13 protein-coding genes and 2 tRNA genes are annotated in these 19,296 nt (G+C 34.9%); 8 read left to right on the top strand and 7 right to left on the bottom strand.

Annotated elements, in window-relative coordinates; translation table 11 throughout:
* Positions 1-369: 369 nt before the first annotated feature.
* Positions 370-441 (top strand) — tRNA-Thr (locus OXU93_RS08450).
* A 1,305-nt stretch (positions 442-1,746) separates the two neighbouring features.
* Here OXU93_RS08450 and OXU93_RS08445 read toward each other — a convergent pair.
* Positions 1,747-3,174 carry an NADP-dependent isocitrate dehydrogenase gene (locus OXU93_RS08445; RefSeq protein ID WP_267383756.1) on the bottom strand — a complete coding sequence of 476 codons (1,428 nt, stop codon included), beginning with the start codon at positions 3,172-3,174 and terminating at the stop codon, positions 1,747-1,749.
* A gap of 138 nt (positions 3,175-3,312) precedes the next feature.
* Here OXU93_RS08445 and OXU93_RS08440 point away from each other — a divergent pair.
* The 4 genes from OXU93_RS08440 (at position 3,313) to fabF (ending at position 7,787) form a co-directional block, all read left to right on the top strand.
* Positions 3,313-3,386 (top strand) — tRNA-Val (locus tag OXU93_RS08440).
* A 159-nt stretch (positions 3,387-3,545) separates the two neighbouring features.
* On the top strand, positions 3,546-5,804 hold the full coding sequence (locus OXU93_RS08435) for a caspase family protein (RefSeq protein WP_267383755.1): 2,259 nt from the start codon (positions 3,546-3,548) through the stop codon (positions 5,802-5,804).
* A 385-nt stretch (positions 5,805-6,189) separates the two neighbouring features.
* On the top strand, positions 6,190-6,438 hold the full coding sequence (gene acpP, locus OXU93_RS08430; protein ID WP_267383754.1) for an acyl carrier protein: 249 nt from the start codon (positions 6,190-6,192) through the stop codon (positions 6,436-6,438).
* 98 nt (positions 6,439-6,536) lie between these two features.
* Positions 6,537-7,787 (top strand): beta-ketoacyl-ACP synthase II, encoded by a 1,251-nt coding sequence (gene fabF, locus OXU93_RS08425; RefSeq protein ID WP_267383753.1) that lies wholly within the window; start codon positions 6,537-6,539, stop codon positions 7,785-7,787.
* Positions 7,788-8,450: 663 nt separating this feature from the next.
* Here the strand turns inward: fabF and OXU93_RS08420 are convergent.
* The gene (locus OXU93_RS08420; protein WP_267383752.1) at positions 8,451-9,812 is read right to left on the bottom strand and encodes a nucleoside recognition domain-containing protein; all 1,362 of its coding nucleotides are present in this window, start codon (positions 9,810-9,812) and stop codon (positions 8,451-8,453) included.
* A gap of 238 nt (positions 9,813-10,050) precedes the next feature.
* On the opposite strand from OXU93_RS08420, the gene OXU93_RS08415 reads away from it, so the two are divergent.
* Positions 10,051-11,184: a branched-chain amino acid ABC transporter permease gene (locus OXU93_RS08415; RefSeq protein WP_267383751.1), complete on the top strand. Its 1,134-nt coding sequence runs from the start codon at positions 10,051-10,053 to the stop codon at positions 11,182-11,184.
* A gap of 300 nt (positions 11,185-11,484) precedes the next feature.
* Here the strand turns inward: OXU93_RS08415 and OXU93_RS08410 are convergent, their stop codons facing one another.
* From OXU93_RS08410 to sufB, 4 genes are all read right to left on the bottom strand, one after another.
* Complete coding sequence (locus tag OXU93_RS08410) at positions 11,485-12,744, bottom strand: SufS family cysteine desulfurase (RefSeq protein ID WP_267383750.1); 1,260 nt, start codon at positions 12,742-12,744, stop codon at positions 11,485-11,487.
* A gap of 79 nt (positions 12,745-12,823) precedes the next feature.
* Positions 12,824-14,203, bottom strand: a complete 1,380-nt coding sequence (gene sufD / locus OXU93_RS08405; RefSeq protein ID WP_267383748.1) for a Fe-S cluster assembly protein SufD — start codon at positions 14,201-14,203, stop codon at positions 12,824-12,826.
* 38 nt (positions 14,204-14,241) lie between these two features.
* Entirely contained in the window at positions 14,242-15,012 is a 771-nt protein-coding gene (gene sufC, locus OXU93_RS08400) for a Fe-S cluster assembly ATPase SufC (protein ID WP_267383746.1), read from the bottom strand.
* A gap of 75 nt (positions 15,013-15,087) precedes the next feature.
* Positions 15,088-16,530, bottom strand: a complete 1,443-nt coding sequence (gene sufB, locus OXU93_RS08395) for a Fe-S cluster assembly protein SufB (RefSeq protein WP_267383745.1) — start codon at positions 16,528-16,530, stop codon at positions 15,088-15,090.
* Between the two features lie 420 nt (positions 16,531-16,950).
* Here sufB and sufR point away from each other — a divergent pair, with 420 nt between their 5' ends.
* Complete coding sequence (sufR, locus tag OXU93_RS08390) at positions 16,951-17,610, top strand: iron-sulfur cluster biosynthesis transcriptional regulator SufR (RefSeq protein ID WP_267383744.1); 660 nt, start codon at positions 16,951-16,953, stop codon at positions 17,608-17,610.
* 220 nt (positions 17,611-17,830) lie between these two features.
* Complete coding sequence (locus OXU93_RS08385; RefSeq protein ID WP_267383743.1) at positions 17,831-18,028, top strand: heavy-metal-associated domain-containing protein; 198 nt, start codon at positions 17,831-17,833, stop codon at positions 18,026-18,028.
* Between the two features lie 949 nt (positions 18,029-18,977).
* Here the strand turns inward: OXU93_RS08385 and OXU93_RS08380 are convergent.
* Complete coding sequence (locus tag OXU93_RS08380; protein ID WP_267383742.1) at positions 18,978-19,223, bottom strand: hypothetical protein; 246 nt, start codon at positions 19,221-19,223, stop codon at positions 18,978-18,980.
* Between the last annotated feature and the right edge of the window lie 73 nt (positions 19,224-19,296).

The following is a 19,296-nucleotide window of genomic DNA, read 5'->3' as shown; positions in this document are numbered from 1 at the left end:
ATATCTATTTCTCCGTAATTGATATCTTGTATATGAGATTAAAATGAAGAATTTCTTAGTATGGGGTACCTAATTTATTAAAGTTATATTTTTATCTTTAGCCTAAAATTGAGTAAGTTTTCTGCCAAGTACCATCTGGGTATTAAAAAAACACCGAAGCCCTAATAAAACTCAATACTGTAAAGGCGATGTAGGAAATTATCTCAATCCTTTGTAATAAGGCATCTAGTACTTTGCTTTAGAACTAGTACCTTTTCCAAGATAGAGAAGAAAGTAAATTTTTATCAGAAGATTTAGTTATTAGAGGAATCTTATAAGATTTGTTACTGTTCAGTATAATCATTTACGATATACTGGATAACTGGCAGTGCCGATGTAGCTCAGTGGTAGAGCATTCGATTCGTAATCGAACGGTCGGCGGTTCAAATCCGCTCATCGGCTTTAAGAAAGAATCAAAACTTTACTAGCTTGCTTACTAAAACACAATGAGGAGCTGAGGAGAAAACTCAGTTAGTATATCTATATCCTTTTTAGTTAAATAAATATACAAATTTATAGCATAGAGGTGAAAGTGATTAGCTAGATTAGAATTGTAAACAAAAGTTTCATTATGAAAAGTTAGTTCACTTCTCTCATATAAGTCTTCTTAGCTTACAGTGCCTTCAAAATGATCTCTAAATTTCCTTAAAAATGATTTTAGACTAGTAAAATTTTCTGCAATACATTCTATAACGTGAGCTTATCGCTGATGAAAACTACAAAATTTCAGTTTTAAGACATAAAGCTACTTTGGACTTTTGTTAGATTCAAACTTGTTTTTAAAATGAGACCAGCTAGACTACCTACTCAAATTATATTACTATAATGTTTGTTCAGCGTTGGTTAGAAAATACTAGATTATATTTGTAATTGATGTTAAAGTATATATAGTCTACATAAAAGTTACCTATGACAGTTGGGCTCTATATAACAACTAGAAAAAGCCCTGCTTTTTAGTGATTATTAACTAATATTAATATAGTCTAAGGGCTCGATTAGTTCATTCACTAAAGTAATAAGAAAAGAATAATAAAATTTACACTATTTTTTTGTCATCACTTAGATTTTTTTAATGTCTGAAATAGTAATTAACAATATTTTTTTACTACATTCTTAATATAAATCACTGTAGTAATTTTTGAAATTTGTCTACTTCTTTGTATATTATTTTTATTATTTTTGCATTTTATACTATTTTTATATAAATACAAATACAAATTATCCTGATTTAAGTAATGTATTTTTGCATAAATATTTCGTATTATGCTTCTATTATTGTCTGAATAACACACCATGTATTTTATTCATATTTAGATACATAATTAATAACTATTTTCATTATTTTTTTATGGTTCGGATTTATTCACTACTTTTTGTAAAAAACTAGATATAGTTTAGATACTAAAATAGTATTATCTATAATTATAAAAAATTGTCTATAAAGGTTAAGATAAAATAATAAATAGTATTGGATGTTATCATTAATTATTTGACCTTAAATTTGAGAAGTAATCTAAAAATCTTCTAAAAAAAATTAATATTTTTAAGAGCAGTAGTTATGTCCATCAGTCCTATTTCTTAAGCAGCCTCAACGTGTTGGGAAGTACTTAAATTGAATAGAGTTATTTTCGAATATCTCTATCCTAAAAACAACTTAATTTTTAAATAGAAACAGAGTAAGGTATTGTTACCCTACTTTGTTTTTATCTAATCTACAAAATGATCAATAATTGCCTGAGCAAACTCTGAACATTTTAAAGGAAAATCAACAGGTGGCTCCATTAACCTAGCTAAATCATAAGTTACTTCACGATTAGCGATTGCGTTTCCAACACCTTTTTTAATCAAGTCTGCTGCTTCTTGCCACCCCATATACTCTAGCATCATTACCCCAGATAGAATCACTGAACTAGGATTAATTCGATCTAACCCTGCATGTTTTGGGGCAGTTCCGTGAGTAGCTTCAAAAATAGCACAAGTATCTCCAATATTAGCACCAGGTCCCATTCCTAAACCACCAACCACAGCAGCAGCAGCATCAGAGAGATAGTCTCCGTTTAAATTCATAGTTGCAAGAATAGAATATTCATCAGGACGGGTTTGAATTTGCTGGAAAATACTGTCCGCAATACGGTCGTTAACCATGATTTTATTCTTCCATTTTTTATTCCCATGACTGTCCCAAATCAACTCTAAAACTGATTTAACTTCAGTACACACTTCTTGTTTCTTTTCAAGTGTTAAAGAATTGTAACCAGGTTCAACTTTGCGCGCATTATCTTCAATACTGATATTGGGATTACCTTCTTTATTACTTAAAATCCAAGATTCTCGTTCCGTAACACAGACATCTCGAAATTCTGTTTTAACTAGTTCATATCCCCAGTCGCGAAACGCTCCCTCTGTGTACTTCATAATATTTCCTTTATGGACTAAAGTAACCATTTGTTTATTTTTGGGAAGACGTAATGCGTGTTCCATAGCACGGCGGATTAGTCGTTGAGACCCAGTTTTACTGATAGGTTTAATGCCAATTCCTGCGTCAAATGGAATATATTTTCCTCTATGCTCAGATGTTCTAGGTATTAACTCATTGTTAATATATTCAATTAAATTTTGAGCGATTTCTGTTCCTTCACGCCATTCAACTCCCAAGTAAATATCTTCAGTATTCTCTCGATAAACAATAACATCAAGTTTTTCAGGCGACTTGTGAGAAGAAGGGGTTCCATAATAGTAACGACAGGGACGAACGCATGCATAGAGAGTAAAAATTTGCCGTAATGCGACGTTAAGAGAACGAATCCCCCCACCGATGGGGGTCGTTAGGGGTCCTTTAATAGCTATACCATACTCCTTAATAGCTTTGAGCGTATCATCGGGTAAGTATTGATAAGTTCCGTACATATCACACGCTTCATCTCCTGCATAAACTTTGAACCAGTTGACTTTACGTTTATCCCCATACGCAGTAACAATTGCGGCATCGATTACTTTTTCGGTAGCTGGCCAAATATCTACGCCTATTCCATCTCCTCGAATAAAAGGGATGATAGGATCATCGGGAACAATAAATCCACCGTCTTTATAAACAATTTTAGAACCAGTAGTTGGGGATATTAGCTTCTTGTACATAGAATTATTTAGTGCTTATTGTTGTCTTTTCATTACACCCCCCAATGAATCAATTCCCTAATCTCTTAAGGAAATCTATGTAAATTAGTAAAAATAGTTGTCTTTTTACAGCGTATATGTGACAATGGAGGTTCATGCGGACGTATAGCTCAGCTGGTTAGAGTACATCGTTGACATCGATGGGGTCACTGGTTCGATTCCAGTTACGTCCATGATAGGAGTCAATAGTACCGTGTGACAAAGCATGTTAGTTTGATATATACTGCTTGACTTCTACTGGATAGTCAATTTGAACTTCCACAGACCATATAATAGTCCAAAAAGACTTAGACTATTAGTATATAGTCCCACTAACAGCATACTGAAAAACAATGGAATGGGATCGGCGGACTTTTCTAAAGACCTTGCTCACATTGGGAATTAGTCAAGCAGGGCTTGAATGGTTCTCTAAGCAACCAAAAATTAAACGTCACTATCAAATCTTAGCTACGCCAACCCCCCGTAAACTGGCATTGTTGGTAGGTATTAACGACTATAGCAGCCATTACAAGTTGAAAGGATGTGTGACTGATGTTGAGCGACAAAGAGAATTGCTAATTTATCGCTTTGGATTTTCCCGCAAAGATATCTTAACCTTAACGGAACGACAAGGTACTCGTGAGAGAATAGAACGAGCTTTCACTGAACATCTAATTCAACAGGCTAAAGCAGGTGATGTCGTATTGTTTCATTTCAGTGGTTATGGCAATCACGTAAAAGACAGTCTTTATGATACTTCTCATAGCTCGTCAATACGACAACGGGGATTAGTTACTAAAGATGAGATATTTTCTACAAAAAGTACTTCTATAACCAATAATCTTCTTGAAGAGACTCTACTACTGTTAGGTCAATCTTTAGCTACTGATAAGCTGACCATGGTTTTAGATACTAGTCATCATTATTCAGGAAAAGAACTTCAAGGCAACCTACAAGGACGCACCTTTCCTTATGAAGCTCAACAACCTAGTCTAGAAGAGATAAATTTTCAAGCTCAATTGAGAGAAAAACTTAAAGCTAAAAATATCCAAGCTAAACCGTCACAGATAGTAGGTACCCTACTAAGGGCTGCTCAGAACCAACAAGTAGCCACCGAAATCATGGGCGATGGCTTTAGTGCTGGTTTATTCACTTATCTTCTAACTCAATATCTCTGGCAAGCGACCCCCACTAGTAAAATCATAATTTCTCTAGAAAACATCAGTGAACACATATTTCCTATCAGGGGACAACAACAACAACCTCAACTTCAACAAAATTCAAAACAGCCCTTTTTCACTTATTATTTATTTCCAGTTACCTTTGAGGGAGCTGAGGGAGTAATTATCCATGTAGAGGAGAAAACTACTGCTACTATTAAACTGACTGGACTACCCTTGTCTGTGCTACAAAATTATGGACTTAATTCTTGTTTCAAGGTAGTTGGACCCAAGTCGTTGCATCCTGTTAGTGTACAATTGTATTCCCGTGAGGGACTAACTGGTAAAGTTCGACTACTTCAGATACCACAAAACCAGGCTGATACATGTCCCTTAGAAAAAGGACAATTACTTCAAGAAACCTTGCGTGTAATTCCCAAAACTTTAGGGCTTACTGTTGCACTAGATAAAAACTTGGAGAGAATTGAACGAGTTGATGCCACAAGTGCTTTTGCTTCGATAAAAATTGTTTCATCAGTTATTACCGCAGGAGAGCCGGGAGCTGACTGTGTCCTAGGACGACAACGAGAAACATTAATGGTCGATGGGGGAAATTCATCTAAATCGGAAACAGAAGGAAGTTATGGACTTTTCTTACGAGGAGGAATCCCCGTTCCCAACAGTTTCGGTCAATCTGGAGAAGCTATTAAATCGGCTGTTGAGAGACTTCAACCTACTTTTAAAAAACTCTTAGCTATTAAATGGTGGCACCTTACTCTTAATGAGGGTTCTTCGGAATTAGGGCTGGAAGTAACCCTCAAAAATCTTGATCAAGATTCTTTCCTAGTGTTAAGAAGACAAACTCTACGTAAACTATCGTCGGTTAAAATATCTTCAACCTCAACTCAGACTGACTTCTCATCACCAACAAGTTCCTCTTCCGATTTCTTACAACTCCAGCATTTACCCCAACTGCCGCAGGGAAATCGTTTTCAATATCAATTGGAAAATCGAAGTGATCGTCCTATTTACTACTTAATTTTAGGAGTAGATGCAAGTGGACAAACTATTGCCTACTTGCCTTCTCAACAACAAAATAAAACCCAGCAGAAGGTATACCTATCTCCAGGAGAAACTAGACTTATTCCTTTTTCCTCCCGAGGACTTAACTGGACATTAGCCAGTAGTCAGGGATGGGGACAAATGATGATTGTTGGTTCTAAATTTCCCTTTACAAAAACCTTAGAAACTCTAGCAGAGTTTCCAGGATTTAAACTTGACCAGGGACAAATATTTACTCTAGAGGAACCTCTCAAGATCGCACAAACCCTTTTAGGGGACTTAAATACTTCCGGCTCTTTGTCAAATGAATTGGCGGGAACATTTAACGATAGTTATGCTCTTGATAACAGTACCTGGGCTACTTTGAGTTTCGTGTATCAAGTTATTTAAAAGATAGCTTAAATTAGAATGAAAGAGTCGAGAAAAACTACCTGTATTATTTTTATCTTTGGTGCCTGACGTTTTTCTGACTGTTTAAATTAATCTAGATGTAATAATTTAAGTTGAAATTCACTAAATGACAAGAAACTCATTTTTGCGTGGGGAACTAGAGTTTAAGATCTTTTATCTAAATTGGTAAATTGTCTTAGAATAAGGAGTTCATATTGAAAACTGAGAGAAATAGCTATTCCCCGACTGACCATTTACCGATAATATAGGAAATGCTCACTTCAATTAGTCAGTGACACAGACCTTAGGAAATGGCATTACCCGCCCCATTTCCTCCCCATGACGATATTCTCGAAAGGGGTACCTAGCGGTAAATAAAGGATTAATGAACCAAGAAATCTTCGAAAAAGTTAAAAGTATCGTTATCGAACAACTTGAAGTCGATCCAGGAACAGTAACACCGGAGTCAAGTTTTGCTAATGACTTAGGAGCGGATTCTCTAGATACTGTTGAACTGGTTATGGCATTAGAAGAAGCATTTGATATTGAAATTCCTGACGAAGTCGCTGAGCAAATTGATACAGTGGGCAAAGCCGTTGAACACATCGGTGAAAAAGTTACAGCAACTACTTAATTTCAACGATTGGGATTAAGTGGTTGCTATCCCTATCCCTTACTCTCCCCATACATAATCTGCGGGGCAGAGTTAGCCTAATATCTTAAGCGAAGATCATGACCAATTCAGAATTAAAGCGCGTTGTCGTAACAGGACTAGGTGCAATAACCCCCATTGGCAATAACCTAATGGAATATTGGGACGGGTTAGTTAGTGGCCGCAATGGGATTGGTTTAATTACTCATTTCGACGCCGCACAGCATGCCTGCCGTTTTGCCGGAGAAGTCAAAGGGTTTGACCCTCACGATTACTTAGATCGAAAAGAAGCTAAACGAATGGATCGTTTTGCACAATTTGGAGTAGCGGCAAGTTTACAAACTGTAGCAGACTCCCAGCTAGTAATTAATGAGCTTAATGCAGACCAAATAGGAGTCATGATTGGGACGGGGATTGGCGGTCTAAAGGTACTCGAAAACCAACAAGAAATATACCTTAACCGTGGACCCAGTCGCTGTAGTCCCTTCATGATTCCTATGATGATTGCCAATATGGCTGCAGGACTAACAGCAATCCATACGGGAGCTAAAGGACCTAATAGCTGTACGGTAACTGCCTGTGCTGCTGGTTCCAATGCCGTAGGAGACGCTTTTCGCCTTGTACAACGAGGTTACGCCAAAGCGATGATTTGTGGAGGGACAGAAGCTGCTATTACGCCCTTGGGAATAGGCGGATTTGCAGCAGCTCGAGCTTTGTCAACTCGCAATGATGATCCAACAACGGCTTGTAGGCCTTTTGATCGTGATCGCGATGGGTTTGTGATGGGTGAAGGAGTGGGGATCCTAATCCTTGAAGAACTTGAACACGCTCTTGATCGTGAGGCTAAAATTTATGCCGAAATCGTTGGTTACGGGATGACTTGTGATGCTTACCATATGACTTCACCCGTCCCTGATGGTCGCGGCGCGACCAGAGCGATAGAACTGGCCTTAGCTGATGCTGGATTAATTCCAGAACAAGTAAGTTACATTAATGCTCATGGAACTAGTACATTAGCAAATGATGTTACGGAAACTAAAGCCATTAAAAAAGCTTTAGGAAAACACGCTTACGAAATTATCATCAGTTCTACTAAATCGATGACAGGCCATTTATTAGGGGGATCTGGAGGCATAGAAGCAGTAGCTACTGCAATGGCGATCGCTAATGGGAAGGTTCCTCCTACAATTAATTTAGAAAATCCTGATCCTGAGTGTGATTTGAATTATGTACCTCATGAAAGTCGCTCTTTTGATATCAAAGTTGCCTTATCTAATTCCTTTGGATTTGGTGGACATAATGTCACCTTAGCTTTTAAAAAATATCAGTAAACAAGAAGGATAAAATGTGAATCTCCTTACTATAAGTAAGGAGATTCATGACTGTAGAACTGGATAATTAAGCTAAACAAATATGACTGTTCTAGATTCTATAAAGAATATAAATACTCATTGTAATGCGACAACGATTTAAAATTGGACTAGTCTTCACATGAGTAAATTATTACCCTTTATTTAAGTTTTTTTATTCTATTACTTATTTTAGTTTTCTTCAAATCTTTTAGATGTATTTTACAAATAAAAATATGATAGTCAGTTCTATTTACGACATAAATTGCTGATAATATTACTAGTTTTCTATGACTTAATCCTTTGCAAGTACCATTTATTCAGAAAAAATAAATGTTCACGATTGATATGATTTTAGTTGATTCTAACCAATAAATAATTAATTGTTAATCATTACATAGTAAGGTTTTTGTTCTTCTTCTAGAAAAAAATAAATCTTATATTTAATTAAATCAATCCATAGCCCATTTTAAATTTAGAAGTATTTTTTTATGTAAATCATATTTTAACAACCTTATTTGTCTAATTTTTCTAGCTCGATTAAAATAGTAAGCTGGCGTATAGTAATTGGTCTTTTTTTTCTATTTTTATATTTTACACGTATTAAAATACACTCTTTGCCTAGTTTTAAAAAAGCAAATAGTATTAACCTGACCAAAAAATTCGAGCAAACAGACAAGCAGATAAAATTCCTGAAGTATCTGCTAACAAAGCAGCTATTAATCCGTGGCGTATATTTTTAATCCCAATTGATCCAAAGTAAACTGCTAACACATAAAAAGTAGTTTCTGTACTTCCCATAACAATTGAAGAGACAAAAGCACTGTAGGAGTTAGGAGCTCGTTCTATCGCCTCACTCATTAAAGCAAATGCACCATTTCCAGACAAGGGACGTAATAAAGCCATCGGTAATACATCTGCTGGAAGACCAATCCAAGCAGTATAGGGACTCAAAAAATAAATAACTTTATCCATTGCTCCCGATGCACGAAAAATACCAATAGCAACTAAAATTACTACTAAAAAAGGAATAATTCGGATGGCAATGTCAAACCCTTGCTTGGCTCCCTCGGTAACTGCTTCATAAACTTTAACTCCCCGTCCAATACCATAAATGACAATCAACAAAATTAACGCAGGTAGTAACCAATGAGCAAGAAATTCTTGGCGGATAAATTCCCCTAAATCATCGTTATTGATTACCCGATAGAGAATGGCTCCTAAAAATGCTCCAAGACATCCCCAGGAAAAAAAACGAGATAACAAACTAGGGGAATACAAAAGATGGTCAAAATTCGGATTCTCCTCTATTTCTGTAAGGTGATCTATCTGAATAGACTTGTCTTTTGTTTTAGATATCTGGGGATAAGATTGAGACGACAACTTAGCGTAGTTCTTATCCCTTTGTCCTAACCAAACTGAAATCGAGATTCCTACCACTGTTGAAACTGCTGTGGCTAAGAAAGTGGGCACCCAAATTGCAGCAGGAAGAGTGCTTCCTGCTGCCGCCCGCACCCCAATAACTCCTAGAGGTAATATTGCAACACTGGAAGTATTAATCGCTAAAAATAGGCACATAGCGTTGGTAGCCGTTCCTGGAAAGGGATTAAGCTTATCTAGCTCGGCCATAGCCTTTAACCCAAATGGGGTGGCTGCATTGCCCAATCCCAACATATTCGCAGAAATATTCAACAACATTGCTCCCATTGCGGGATGAGTAGGAGGAACATCGGGAAATAACCGAATCATCAAGGGTTTAAGCCATTCTGCTAGAGTGAACATCAATCCTCCAGCTTCTAGCACGCGTATTAATCCCAACCATAGTGCCATAACTCCAACTAATCCAATAGCCAGTTCAACAGCACTTTTGGCTGAGTCTACACTAGCTTTGGTTATGGACTCCATTCCTCCCGTATACCCTGCTAAGAGAATAGAAATGGTCATTAGACTGATGAAAACAAGATCGATTGCGCTGGGCCGTCCAGCTTGGGAACGCAGGAAGCTCATAAACTGTTGAAAGAAGAGTTAACATTCGTGTAATCCCGTGCCTAAAACATTATCCCCGATTTGAGTTCCACGTCAAATGATTTAAAACTAGGGTCAGTGTTTAAAGATTTATACAAGGCTCTAAAAAATGTTTTACAGAAATACTTCATACTTTAGCAGATAAGCCACTGCTTATTTACTCGTGATCACGGTACAATCGCAATTACTCTCTATCTTAAATTCATTAGTCGTCGATACTATGAATCAACTTGTTGCTATCAGTGATTACATCATTTTTTTAGTCACCTCATCAGCCCTCTATAGTATGTTTGCACTAGGGCTAAACCTACAATGGGGGTTCACGGGACTTACTAATTTCGGAGTAGTTGCATTTATGACCTTAGGAGCTTACACTACAGCTCTCTTAACGATTAAAGGCTTTCCTCTTATTCTTTCTGTTTTAATTGGAGCAATTTTTTCAGCTATTCTAGGGTTAGGAATTGGTCTATCAACACTTCGTTTAGGAGAAGACTATTTAGCAATTGTTACTATTGGTGTGTCTGAACTAATCCGCCTAATTGCTAATAATGAAGAATGGCTTACAGGTGGAACTTTTGGGGTAAAAAACTATCCTCTTCCTTTAGATTTTGAAGCTAATTTATTTACTAAGTTTAGTTTGCTTATCATATTAACCTCATTAGCAATTTATGCTGAATGGCTATTATGGAAGAGCTTGTCTCAACAATGGCGACAATATAAAAGAATTCAAGAAAAAGGTTTTAAACAGAGGAAACCTATCAGTTTAATTATTTGGGGAATTTTAACTACATCGTTCATTATTTTAGTTTATCTTCCTGGTACTGTTGCTATTTCTAACTATACTTACAAAGCTGGATTGATGGTGTTATCTTTATTGACACTAGCGATTATTTATACAGGATTAGAATTCTTAGTTAATTCTCCTTGGGGACGTATTTTAAAATCGATTAGAGAGGATGAAAATATTGCTAAAGCACTAGGAAAAAATGTCTTATTGTATAAGATACAATCATTTATGTTAGGAGGAGCAATTTCAGGAATTGCAGGATCTTTCTTTGCCTGGCAGTTAACTACTATTTATCCCAAAAGTTCTGAACCGTTGTTAACTTTTAATGCTTGGATTATTGTTGTTCTAGGAGGTGCAGGTAGCAATACAGGAGTAATATTAGGGGCAATTATTTTTTGGGCTTATGATTCCATAACTCGTTTTATTTTACCTCAATTGGGAATGTTGACTCAGAGTCAGGCAGGGGCATTTCGTATGATGGTTATAGGCTTAGTTCTAATGATATTAATGGTTTTACGACCCCAAGGAATTTTGGGTAAAAAAGAAGAACTTACTTTAGGAAAGTAAGTAAAAATAATTGTTGATTTAGTAGGATAGCAACTTATAAAAAGTAGCAAATATAATTTCTACCAGAAAGGCTGAATCTATATAAAAATCTAGCTTATGAAGTTGTAGAATACAATTATGGAAAGTATCTGAATATTATTAGTCACTAATTTATTAGACTTAATCTAAAGTAGTTATTAAATATAATTTTTGCGAACTTTTTGTATATTTATAACTATCAATTACTCAACCAAAAATACCAGAATAAATGAGAAGAGGTGGGACTCACCCACCCCTAAAAACGCAGACTGTCCCCCATTATCACATGATCTCAGTAAAAAAATCAATCGTTTCTTTTAAAGCTAAAATAAAGCTATCAATTTCCCCAAAAGTATTATAAAAATATAAACTTACTCTAGCACTTCCTGATGCATTAAATAAACGATGTAAGGGTTGAGTACAATGGTGTCCTGATCGAATGGAAATACCTTCATTATCTAACAATGTTGATAAGTCACTTCCGTGAATTCCGCTAACATTGAAGGATGCTAATGCAGCTCTTCCTTTACCGTCTAAATTAGATTGAGATCCATAAATCCTTATCTTAGGAATTTCTGCCAATCTCTTAAACAAATATACGGTTAATTCATCTTCATAAATATGTATTTTATCCAATCCAATAGTTGTTAAATAATCTATCGCTGCTCCTAGAGCGATCACTTCCCCAATAGCAGGGGTTCCTGCTTCAAATTTGTGGGGTAGTTTTCCATAAGTAAACCCATCAAGAAATACCTCCCCTATCATTTCTCCTCCACCAAGAAAAGGAGGCATTTCTTCTAAAATATTTTTCCTGCCATAGAGAAAACCAATTCCCGTAGGAGCACACATTTTATGACCACTAGCTACCAACCAATCACACCCTATTTGTTGTACATTAATTGCTAGATGTGGCGCACTTTGACAAGCATCAATTAACACCTTTGCTCCTACTTGATGAGCCATAGAAGTGACTTCTCTCACCGGGTTTATACAACCTAATGTATTAGAAACATGGACGATAGAGACTAATCTTGTCTTGCTAGATAACAAAGATTTAAAATGCTCTAAATCAAATTCTTCTTGTTCGGTTAAAAAGACATGCTTAACTATTGCCCCTGTTTTTTGAGCTATCATTTGCCAGGGAACGATATTACTATGATGTTCCATAACGGAAATAATAATTTCATCCCCCGGATTTAAGTTAGTTAATCCCCAACTATAGGCGACCAAATTAATTGCTTCTGTGGCATTACGAGTAAAAACAATTTCTTCAGATGATTGGGCGTTGATAAATTTTGCTACTTTATCTCTTGCTTCTTCATATGCTTCTGTTGCCCGCACACTTAAAGTATGTGCTCCTCTATGAACATTGGCGTTATTTTTCTCATAGTAATGACGTAGAGTATCGATTACGAGTGAGGGTTTTTGAGAAGTAGCAGCACTATCAAGATAAATTAAGGACTTTCCGTGAATTTCTTGGTGTAAAACTGGAAAATCAGAACGAACTTTAGCAGCGAGAGTTTTTTCTTTTACAGAAACCATGGTAAATTCCAACATTAGAAGTTAGCTAGAGGCTTTATCATTCTGAAATATTTCTACATAACTACTGTTTCGAAAAAAGTTAATAACTTGTTTGGAATTCTAATGTGCGACAGGCAACACATTGAGTTAGTCTTTTACGCAAAGATTCAAGAGGAAGTCGATCTAAAATTTCAGTAGCAAAAGCATCAATTAAGAGATTACGAGCGTCGTTTTGACTTAAACCACGACTCCGTAAATAAAAGAGTTCATCAGATTCTAATTGGCTGATAGTTGCCCCATGAGAACATTTAATATTATCAGCAGTAATTTGTAATTCTGGTTTAGTATCAATACGGGCTTTTGAGGACAATAACAAATTCCGATTTAACTGATCTGCACTGGTTAATTGCGCCGATTTTGGGACAAATATTTTACCGTTGAATATCCCATGACCATGATCATCAATAATACACTTGTGCAATTGACGAATTGTTCCATGGGGGTAATTAAGATGGACTGCACTGTGAGTGTCCGAAATCTGTAGATCACTCACCATTGTTAAACCATTTAGATAAGTTTCGGTTTGCTTTCCTTGTTGAAAAACCTTGAGGGTATGGTGAGATAGCTTTGCACCTAGACTAATATTATTACAAATATAACGACTCTCCTGGTTTTGAATAATTTTGGTTTGTCCTATATGAAAGCTATCCCCTAGTTCTCGTTGAATCCTACTATGATTAACATGAGCGTTGTCCTCTAAGAAGATTTCTGTAACTCCATTTACTAAATACGGTTTATTTTCTGCGGTATCATAACATTCTTGAGCAATGGCAGTGTAATTCTCAACGAAAGTTACACTTGACCCTGTTTCAGCTATCACCAAAACACGAGGTTGAATTAGACCAGAGGAATCAGTTGGAACAGATATAAAAAATAAATCGATAGGGATATCGACAATAATATTTGGATCAACCCAAACAATGGCAACATGATGAAGATTAGCCGTATTTGTCAAGGAAAAAAGGTCTTCTTCTTCTTTATTTTTTCCTAAGTAATAAACTACTTTATCTTTTTTTGATTCAGGAAGCTCCATCAAATTTCCTACATATACCCCCTTGGGTAAAGCAGATACATTTGACAATTCAGGGGTATACTCTCCATTAACAAAGATGAGCCGACTTTCTTTGGCTTCAGGGAGAATTAAAGAAGATAAATCATCAGCAAAAATAGTGGCAACTGATTGGGTTGGCTTAAACTGAATATTAGATAATTCAGACAAGTTAATAAACTTCCAATTTTCATCCTGCTTGGTTGGGAAGTTTATTGTCTTGGCCTCAGATATTGCACTTTCCCTCAATCTTGACACAAACGGTAACTCGCCTACTACTTCTTTGGACTTACATTTTTCTGGCAATCCCAGAAGTATATTCTCCCAAATTTGATTGATACGTACATTTTTTTTTATAATCGATGCTGTCATAAAATCACTTTCCTTATGATAAGTTTTTGGTGATACTTTTAAGCCTTGGCCAACAGTTTTTCTTCGATAAAATCATAACCGCTTTCTTCAAGTTCAAGAGCTAATTCTTTCCCTCCCGTCTTCACAATTTGTCCATTATGCATTACGTGGATATACTGAGGTTCAATGTAGTTAAGTAACCTTTGGTAATGAGTAATCAACAAAAAAGCGTTCTTATTAGTAGCTAATTTGTTTACCCCATTAGCAACAATCCTTAATGCATCAATGTCTAATCCTGAATCAATCTCATCTAAAATACCTAAAGTGGGTTCTAATAAAGCCATTTGTAAAACTTCATTGCGTTTTTTTTCTCCCCCGGAAAATCCTTCATTCAAACTTCTCTCTAAAAAGCTTGAGTTCATCTTGACAATGTCTAGCTTTTCTTCTACTAAGTCTTCAAAATCAAAGGTATCTATTTCCTCTAATCCTTGATACTTTCGATGCGCATTGTAGGCTACCCTTAAGAAATCTAAATTACTTACTCCTGGAATTTCCAAAGGATACTGAAAAGCCAAAAAAATTCCTAGATTCGCCCGTTCATCTGGACTTTTATCGAGAATTCCTTCTCCTTTATAAAATATATCTCCACCAGTTATTTCATAATCAGGATGTCCCGCCAAAATTTTTGACAGAGTACTTTTTCCAGACCCATTCCTTCCCATGATTGCATGAATTTCCCCTGATTTTATTTCCAGATTAACACCTTTCAGGATAGGTTTTCCTTCAACATTAGCCGTTAGATTTTGAATAGATAGAATAATTTCACTCATTGATTTCAGTAGTAATTAATAACTAGATTTTTTGTGCTGTAAACTTTAATTACGGCAGATATTATTTACCTTAAATTAACCGACAGTTTTTTCTAATTTTAGACCCAGTAATTTGTCGGCTTCGGCAGCAAATTCCATCGGTAACTCACTTAAGACATCCTGACAGAAACCACTTACTAGCATAGAGACAGCATCTTCTTCAGAGATACCTCGTTGAGCAAAGTAAAATAATTGGTCTTCCCCAATTTTAGAAGTCGAAGCTTCATGTTCTACTGTTGAGTTGTTATTATTTGCTTGAATGTATGGAAAGGTATTAGCTTCAGCATTATCTCCAATCAACATTGAATCACATTGAGAGTAATTTCTCGAGCCCGTAGCTTTCGCTCCTATTTTTACCAATCCACGATAGCTGTTTTTAGAATTACCTGCAGAAATGCCTTTAGATATGATAGTACTACGAGTGTTTTTACCAACATGAACCATTTTCGTTCCTGTATCGGCCTGTTGCTTATTGTTAGTAAGGGCAATTGAATAAAATTCCCCAACTGAATTATCACCCGCCAACACACAACTTGGGTATTTCCAAGTAATAGCAGAACCTGTTTCTACTTGAGTCCAAGAAATCTTGGAGTTAACACCTTTGCACAGCCCTCGCTTGGTAACAAAGTTGTATATTCCTCCTCTGCCATTTTCATCTCCTGCATACCAATTTTGGACAGTGGAGTATTTAATATCAGCATTATCTAAAGCCACTAATTCTACCACAGCCGCATGGAGTTGGTTACTATCATACATCGGTGCGGTACATCCTTCTAAATAGCTAACGGAAGCCTCTTCCTCAGCTACAATTAATGTACGTTCAAATTGCCCTGTATCTCCGCTGTTAATCCGAAAATAAGTAGATAATTCCATGGGGCATTTAGTTCCTTTTGGAATGAATACAAAAGATCCATCACTAAAAACTGCTGAATTGAGAGCAGCAAAGAAATTATCATTAGCTGAAACCACTGAACCGAGATATTTCTGAATTAAATTAGGATGTTCTTGTAAAGCTTCTGAAATAGAACAAAAGATGACCCCAGATTCAGCTAGTTTTTCTTTAAAAGTTGTTGCAACAGAAACACTATCAAAAATAGCATCTACTGCTACATTACCTAGTCGTTTTTGTTCAGATAAAGGAATGCCTAATTTTTCAAAAGTTTCAAGTAAAGTAGGATCAACTTCATCAAGACTCCCTAATTTTTCTTTGTTCTGTTTAGGAGCAGAATAATAAACAATATTTTGATAGTCAATAGGCGGATAAGTAACGTGAGACCAAGTTGGTTCCGTCATTTTTTGCCATTGTTTATAAGCTTTTAAACGAAAATCCAACATAAAATCTGGTTCTTTTTTTTTCGCAGAAATTAGACGAATAATATCCTCATTGATGCCATTAGGAATCTTATCGGATTCAATGTCGGTAATAAACCCATACTTATAGGATTGGTTAACTAGTATTTTAACTGATGTCTCACTCATAAATTGTATGTTCTCCGTTTCCATTCAACAAATTCTCTTAAGATATATAGAGAGTACTCAACCTCAAATGGTGACGAATATACGGCATCCGAAAACAAACCGTTTTAGTTCTTGTGATTCCATAAGCCGTCCAAAATGTCCCCTAATCATATAAAATGCGAAAATTACGAATTTATAATGGGAGTTTATTTGGAGGAAAGAGCGATATCTACTAAAACAATTTTTCTATTTTCTAACCCTATTCTATAATAGAATAACAACCTTATTGTTGTCAAAGTCACATTAAAATTTTCAAAAAAGATTTTAATATGACTTTAATAAAGACATATCGAAAATAAAGTCATAATGATTGGGATATTCCTACTCATGTCTTCCTTACTGCTTATCTCAGTCCAACTCAATTAGTTAGTGACAAAAACGATGACTATTATTCATCCTCCTTCAACTAAAGAAGATATTCTTAACTATTTGCTTAAACATGGTCAAGCTAAGGCTTCTGAATTAGCTCAGGCCCTAGAGATTACACCTCAAGCAACTCGCCGTCACTTGAAAGATTTAGAAATTGAAGATTTGATTGAACATCAATCTCGAAAAGTTGGATTAGGAAGGCCTCAGTACATTTACTATCTTAGTAAACAAGGACGAGATCATTTTCCTAATTGCTATGGAGAATTTGCGGTTTCCTTTCTTAAGACTCTTACTGAGACTGTAGGAGAACAACAAGTAGGAGAAATTCTGCGGAAACAATGGGAACGTAAAGCAGAAGATTATCGCCGACGCATTGGCAGGGGAACACTTAAAGAAAGGGTGAGTAAATTAGTTAAATTACGGCAAGAAGAAGGTTACATGACAGAAATACACTTAGTTAATCATAAAAATAATTGTCAATCTTTAAGGGAAGGCTATATCTTGGCAGAGCATCATTGTGCAATTTCTGAAGTCGCTGAATCTTACCCTACAGTTTGCGGTCATGAGTTAGAAATGTTTGCTGAAATTTTACCTGATTGCATCATTGAAAGAACTAACTGGATTAATGAGGGGAAGCATAATTGTGGGTATTTAATTCAGAATAACTATTAATTAGCTATCAATTACTATCTCTAATAACATATTAGAAACTAATCCTAATATGTGTTGATGAAGTATCGATTTTATTCAAAAATAGATTATAGACCAATTTACGCTTTATTTATCAATAAATAAAGCGTAAATTATATAATTTTATAGTTGAGAAATATCCCTATTTTATATAAATTGAGTTATAATTGAAGCTGTTTCAAATATTTTACTTAGTTTTGCTATGAGTATTACATTTAGAGTTCCTAGTATTGCCTGTGAAGCTTGTGCAAATACTATTACTAAAGCAGTCCGGAATGAAAATCCAGAGGCTACTATATCTATTGATGTCTCTACAAAAATTGTTACTGTTGAAACAAATGTTTCTGAAGAAACTGTAAGAAAAATTATTGAAGGAGTAGGGCATACTGTTGAAAGTTAATTTTGGTTTCTTTGTCGAGAATTTAAAAGGGTTAGTTCTGATCTGATAATTTAACTTTTTGGAGTGTTGTTTTTTTTGACTTTTTTATAATCTTATTCTGTTCGGTTATTCATACTAATTTCTTAAAATTAAGATGTATATTGTCTGTAGGTATGAATGATAGCTGATCCTTACAGACAATATGCGTTTATATTCCAAATTAATTGAGAATAGAGTTAGATATTCTATTTATCTTAATTCACTATTTTTCTTAATTTTTATATAGGTTAATTTCCTAGTAAGAAATATATCTAAGCCAATAGCTTCCCACAAATATTTTGTGGGAAGCTATTGGCTTAGATATTAAATTAGTAGCATCAGATCTCAATTGATAGCTATATTTTCCCTACATATAAAATAATTGCTAGATGGCTTAAGATGAAAAGTACTTCTTTTTTCTTTCTTTAGAAAGCTGATTATAATTAGGTATATAAAGATATATAAATTGATATTGTAATAAAGTGCAATAAAAATACTAAACCATTATAGCTTTTATTTAAAAGTTATTTAAATAAAAGCTATAATGGTTTAAAATTGCCTTAATAAATTCTAATATTTGACTATTGGGATATAATGAATTTTTAGGACGTTTTCTATTTTTATATTTAACTATAAAAAGTGGTAAGAACTAAATATATAACTATAACAAATAACTTTATATTTCCACATTTCACTTCCCAAGCTTTGGGAAAAAATATGATCTAAATAATTTCACCTAAAATTATAAAATATATCAGCATATTTTATAATTTTTTTTGTTTTAAAGTAAACACTTATTAATTTTTAAAACTGACTATTAAATTTTAAAAAATTTGAACCATATTCAAATGGAAAACCTGGTTTGATAATAATTTCAAATAGCTTATAAAACTATCAACGATCTTCTTTTTATACTAGTAATTGATTGGTTTTACTGATAGACTTTTCCTTTATCTATCCAATGAGTTGGGCTAGTATCAATTACTACCTTCCATGATTGATTCTTTAAATTAATAGGTAATGTAAACTCTAACGCATGTTCTTCAGCATTAAATAGTAAGAAAAAACTAGTGTCAATCACATGATTATCGTAGATATCAAGAGTTCCAATTTTTTCTCCATTAAGAAAAATGCCAATAGCTTTCACTAATTCTTTTTCCCATTGTTCTTCGGTCATTTCTTCTCCTGTAGGGTTAAACCAAATAATATCTCTTACATCTGATCCGCGAAATACTTTTCCTTTAAACTAT

Origin of the sequence: Cyanobacterium sp. uoEpiScrs1 (genome assembly GCF_947331815.1) — a bacterium.
Classification (GTDB): Bacteria; Cyanobacteriota; Cyanobacteriia; order Cyanobacteriales; family Microcystaceae; genus Rippkaea.
Note: the sequence above shows the minus strand (reverse complement) of the source record. Positions and strands in the feature narration are given on the sequence as shown.